This is a genomic window from Bacillus sp. MMSF_3353, assembly GCF_030733445.1.
Taxonomy (GTDB): domain Bacteria; phylum Bacillota; class Bacilli; order Bacillales; family Bacillaceae_G; genus Bacillus_A; species Bacillus_A wiedmannii.
Map to the genome: position 1 here is coordinate 1 of NZ_JASHJA010000076.1, position 4,317 is coordinate 4,317.

Below are 4,317 nucleotides of genomic sequence, written 5' to 3' on the forward strand. Positions count from 1 at the left end.
TTGATAATCATGGGAAAAGTTAAAGTTAAAGTTAACATTAAAGCTGAAGAATTAACATCTTCACTTGGCGAGCCACGTGCTTAATCCAAGTGTGGAAATTATGACAACATAATTTTTAAAAACAAGAAAAGGAGTTGATAATCATGGAAAAAGTTAAAGTTAAAGTTAACATTAAGGCTGAAGAATTAACATCTTCACTTGGCGAGCCACGCGCTTAATCCAAGTGTGGAAATTATGACAACATAATTTTTTTAAAAACAAGAAAAGGAGTTGATAATCATGGAAAAAGTTAAAGTTAAAGTTAACATTAAAGCTGAAGAATTAACATCTTCACTTGGCGAGCCACGCGCTTAATTTAAAATAGTAATTGGGCCTATTTACATTAGGCCCCTTTACTAATTTTTTGATTCAAAATATGAATAATATTTAGTTTATATATTATATAGATTTTCAATACTTTATTTTAGAGAGGTTACTATAATGAAAAAACAAATTGAATTTCCTATAGTATCATCGTCAATTGAGCCTATAAAACTGTCGAATGGAGATATATTTCTAAACAGTCATATGGGGCGTCATATGAGAATTGAAAAAGCAGAATCTATACTTGAATGTTTACTTGAAAAGTGTGATGGCACTAAAAATATAAAGCAAATTGTTAATGAATTAAGATTGGAAAATTATGATATAACAGAAGTAGAAATTGAGGAAATATTAGAGACATTTTCTGAAAATGGAATTGTAGTTGAATGTAATAAAAGAAAGGTTCCAGAATGGCTTTCTAATGAACAATATGATCGGTATTTTACTTTAATTGATTTGTTTGAAAATTTTCCGAATTTAAAAAATAATCCCTGGGAAGCTTTTGAAAAAATTAGAAATGCCAAAGTTGGGATTATAGGCATGGGAGGAACAGGTAGCTTATTAGCAATGATGCTTGGAGCTACTGGTGTTGGTTATCTTAAATTAATGGATGGAGATAAAATTGAATCCTCGAATTTAGTTAGGCAAATTTTTTATGATGAAAATCAAATTGGTGAATTTAAAGCCGAAATTATTAAAAAGAGAATAAATTCATTTAATAGAGATGTTAATGTGGAATGTATTAATAGTTATGTTGAAAATTTAGAAAATGTTTATTCGTTTGCTGATGGTCTTGATTTTATTTTTGTAGAAGCTGATGAACCAAGATTTATATTGAATAGGTGGGTAAATGAAGCGTGTATAAAGTTAAAAATTCCTTATATAGGAAGCTTTGCTCAACAGATTGGTCCATTATTTATACCAGAAGAAACAGCTTGTTTTACATGCTATGAAGAATATATAAGACAAAATTTAGACAAAAGTGATTATGAGGATTTAATTATTGGGATGCAAAAGAAACGAGGAAGAAAGTATCCTTCTGTTGTTTCAGGAATTACATTATCATCACATTATCAGTTTTTAGAATGGTTTTCTTGGTTAACAGGTACATATGAGCCTTTAACTAAAAATAAAGTTTTAACTTTTAAAACAGGTGATATTGTAAGAACAGAGGATGTGTTGAAAAATGAATTATGTGAATCGTGTTCTATATAATTTATTAATCTAATATTTGATAGGAGATGTTTAATTAATGGAAAGAATAGAAGACATATTTACTATTACTCTAGAGGAATCTAAGTTGAAATATGAAGCAAATGAATTTTTATTAGCCCTTTTAGATACATATAAAGAATTATTAAGTAAGTATGAAATAGATTTTTCAGATGAGTTAAAATACCATCCAGCTATGGCTTGGTCAATTTATCGTGATCCTGAAAATGTTGAGCTTTTAAAGGAAAATCTTGCTATCTCAGAACAAGATAAGTCATGGTTTAATTCTATAAATGATAATGATTGGGTTAGTCGTTCACTTGATATTTTATCTGAAAGTAATTCAAAAGATTTAAATAGAGAAATTGTGTTGAAAATGAATGTTCCAACTACAGAAGAATGTGAATTAATTAATAGAGCTTTAAGTATTATTGAAAAGGCTTGGCCAGAAGCTTATAAACAAATAAAATTATTATCAAAAAAGATTGTTGTGATTGATTCTAATGGTGATAATTTTACTTCGGCTACTGGAGCATATTCATTTGGGGCAATATTTTTGAAAAATAAACCAGGTTGGAATGCTATGAATTTTGTTGATGTTTTAATACATGAAAGTGGACATCAAGCATTAATGGTTAAACAAACATTTGGAAGAATGATTGAAAATTTAACTAAAAAAGCAGATTCTCCTTTAAGAGAAGATAAACGTTGGTTAAATGGTACGTTACATGCTACATATGTGTTATGGAGAGTTTTAAAAGTATTTTCTAAAATAAAAGAATCTGAAGTTGTTTTATCTGAAGAGGAAAAAATAACAATGGATAACTTAGAAAAAGAATTTATTTTGAGATTGGAAAAAGGTGTGGAGATTTTAGAAAACGAAGCTGAGTTTTCTAATTTAGGGAAAATCTTTTTTGATGAAATTAAACAAGAATTGAGCGAGTTTTTATTAATTTATTCTTAAGGAGAGTTTATGAACTTATTTAAGTATTTGAAGCAAACGTTTCATTTTCCCGGTTTTCAAAGTTTTTTATATTCCGGTTTCTTAACAAGTATTGCGAATTGGAATTATGTAGTTGCAATGACCGCTTTGATTTATCAGCAATTTGGAACTACAGGAGTTGCGATATTTGGTCTTACAAGACAAATTCCATATATACTTTTTTCACCCATATCTGGTTATATAATTGATAGATTTCCGAGGAAAAAAATAATTATTTTTATAAATCTTTTAAATGTACTATCTATGACAATGCTTATTATATTTTCTTTCTTAAAAATTAATTCTTTATATGTGTTTCTTCTAGTTTCCTTACTTCAGGTGTTTGTAGGAACTATAGATTACCCTATTAGATTGACAATTGGTAAAAAATTAGTTGATAAGGATTCATTATTAGCAATGAATACACTTACGACTTCATTAGGTACAATTTCTCTTATGATAGCTCCTATTATTGGAGGCGTATTGGTTGGTTTAAACGATTTATTTTGGGCGTTTTTAATTAATGTTCTAGTATATTTAATTTGTTTAGTTTTAGTGTGTTTTATACCAAAATCTATCAATCAAAATTTTGATGGATTGTTGCAAACTGAACAAAAGGTTAAAATTTCAGATTCTCTAAATAATATTGTAGAGGGATTTAAATTTATTCTATTTAATAAAAAGATTTTTTCTGTCTCTATTATTTTATGCTTTATTCATATAGTTGTTGGATCAGTCTTTGTTTTTGTTCCATATCTTGCTGATATAACTGGACAAGAAGGTTCAGGTACGGGATATTATTTAGCGATTAATGGATTAGGTTGTGTTATCGGAACTTTATTAGGTGGACACTTTGGTAAGAAAAATCTTACTTTTATAATTTGGATAAGCGTATTAGGTTCTTTTATTGCTTGTATTATTTGTGGTGGAATAAATCATGTTTTCGTGGCATATTTAGCAGTTTTATTTATAGGTATTTTTACTATGTTGCCGGAAGCACCTATTATGACTATTATTCAGGAAGAAACTCCTGACAATGCTTCGGGAAGAGTATTTGCAGCTATTGATGTTTTAATTATAGGTGGTATGGGAATAGGTTCATTTTTAGTTGGTTGGTTATTTGCTAATACAACATTTATGTTTACTTTGTTTGTTATTGGTATTTTGCCAGTTATTGTTTCACTACTTATGAATAAATTTTTATATGTTAAAAACGATCAAGTAAATAATAGCTCTATTACAGAAGCATGATTTTGTAAGTAATAATATTTTTTATATTTAAGTGTATACCCTAAAAAATTAATGATTGCTATGGGTAATAAAATTAATAGTGAACATAAAAACCTTTAGGATTTTCTAAAAGTTTTTATGTTCATTAATTTTTTAAATGCGATATAAAAATTTTGATTAGTCGGTGAAATAAACCGTATTAAGGGTGGATAAAATTAACCCTAATGTTTAGAAATATAACAATTACCCGTTTAATGAAGATAATAAATTAAATAATCAAATTTTCGGAACCTAATCCTGTTTTATATATCTATTGATAATATTCTAGATTTTAAGAAAGAGTAAATCAAGATATATGAGTACTATGATTACTGCTAAATATGATATTAAAGGAGCGATATAATGAATATTAACCTTAAATTTACTGATAAATCAGAACATAATGTTCAAAAATTATTTGAACAGCAAGTGATTCAGAATCCGAATTCTGTTGCGTTGGTATATAAAGAACAACAGTTAACTTATAAGGA

General features: G+C 27.6%; 3 protein-coding genes. All 3 read left to right on the forward strand.

The genetic code is table 11. The features are described from left to right. The first annotated feature begins 480 nt into the window (after positions 1 to 480). From RBB48_RS31435 to RBB48_RS31445, 3 genes are read left to right on the forward strand one after another with little or no spacing between them, the layout of a single operon-like run. Positions 481 to 1,578 (forward strand): ThiF family adenylyltransferase, encoded by a 1,098-nt coding sequence (locus tag RBB48_RS31435; protein WP_306008847.1) that lies wholly within the window; start codon positions 481 to 483, stop codon positions 1,576 to 1,578. A 37-nt stretch (positions 1,579 to 1,615) separates the two neighbouring features. Beyond that, the gene (locus RBB48_RS31440) at positions 1,616 to 2,539 is read left to right on the forward strand and encodes an aKG-HExxH-type peptide beta-hydroxylase (RefSeq protein ID WP_088063433.1); all 924 of its coding nucleotides are present in this window, start codon (positions 1,616 to 1,618) and stop codon (positions 2,537 to 2,539) included. A gap of 9 nt (positions 2,540 to 2,548) precedes the next feature. Continuing rightward, a complete protein-coding gene (locus RBB48_RS31445) occupies positions 2,549 to 3,808 on the forward strand; it encodes an MFS transporter (RefSeq protein ID WP_306008848.1) in 1,260 nt (419 codons plus the stop codon). Positions 3,809 to 4,317: the final 509 nt, after the last annotated feature.

Coding starts and splice junctions, on each gene's coding strand:
- RBB48_RS31435 (WP_306008847.1), top strand. CDS start 481: ATGAAAAAACAAATTGAATTTCCTATAGTATCATCGTCAATTGAGCCT.
- RBB48_RS31440 (WP_088063433.1), top strand. CDS start 1,616: ATGGAAAGAATAGAAGACATATTTACTATTACTCTAGAGGAATCTAAG.
- RBB48_RS31445 (WP_306008848.1), top strand. CDS start 2,549: ATGAACTTATTTAAGTATTTGAAGCAAACGTTTCATTTTCCCGGTTTT.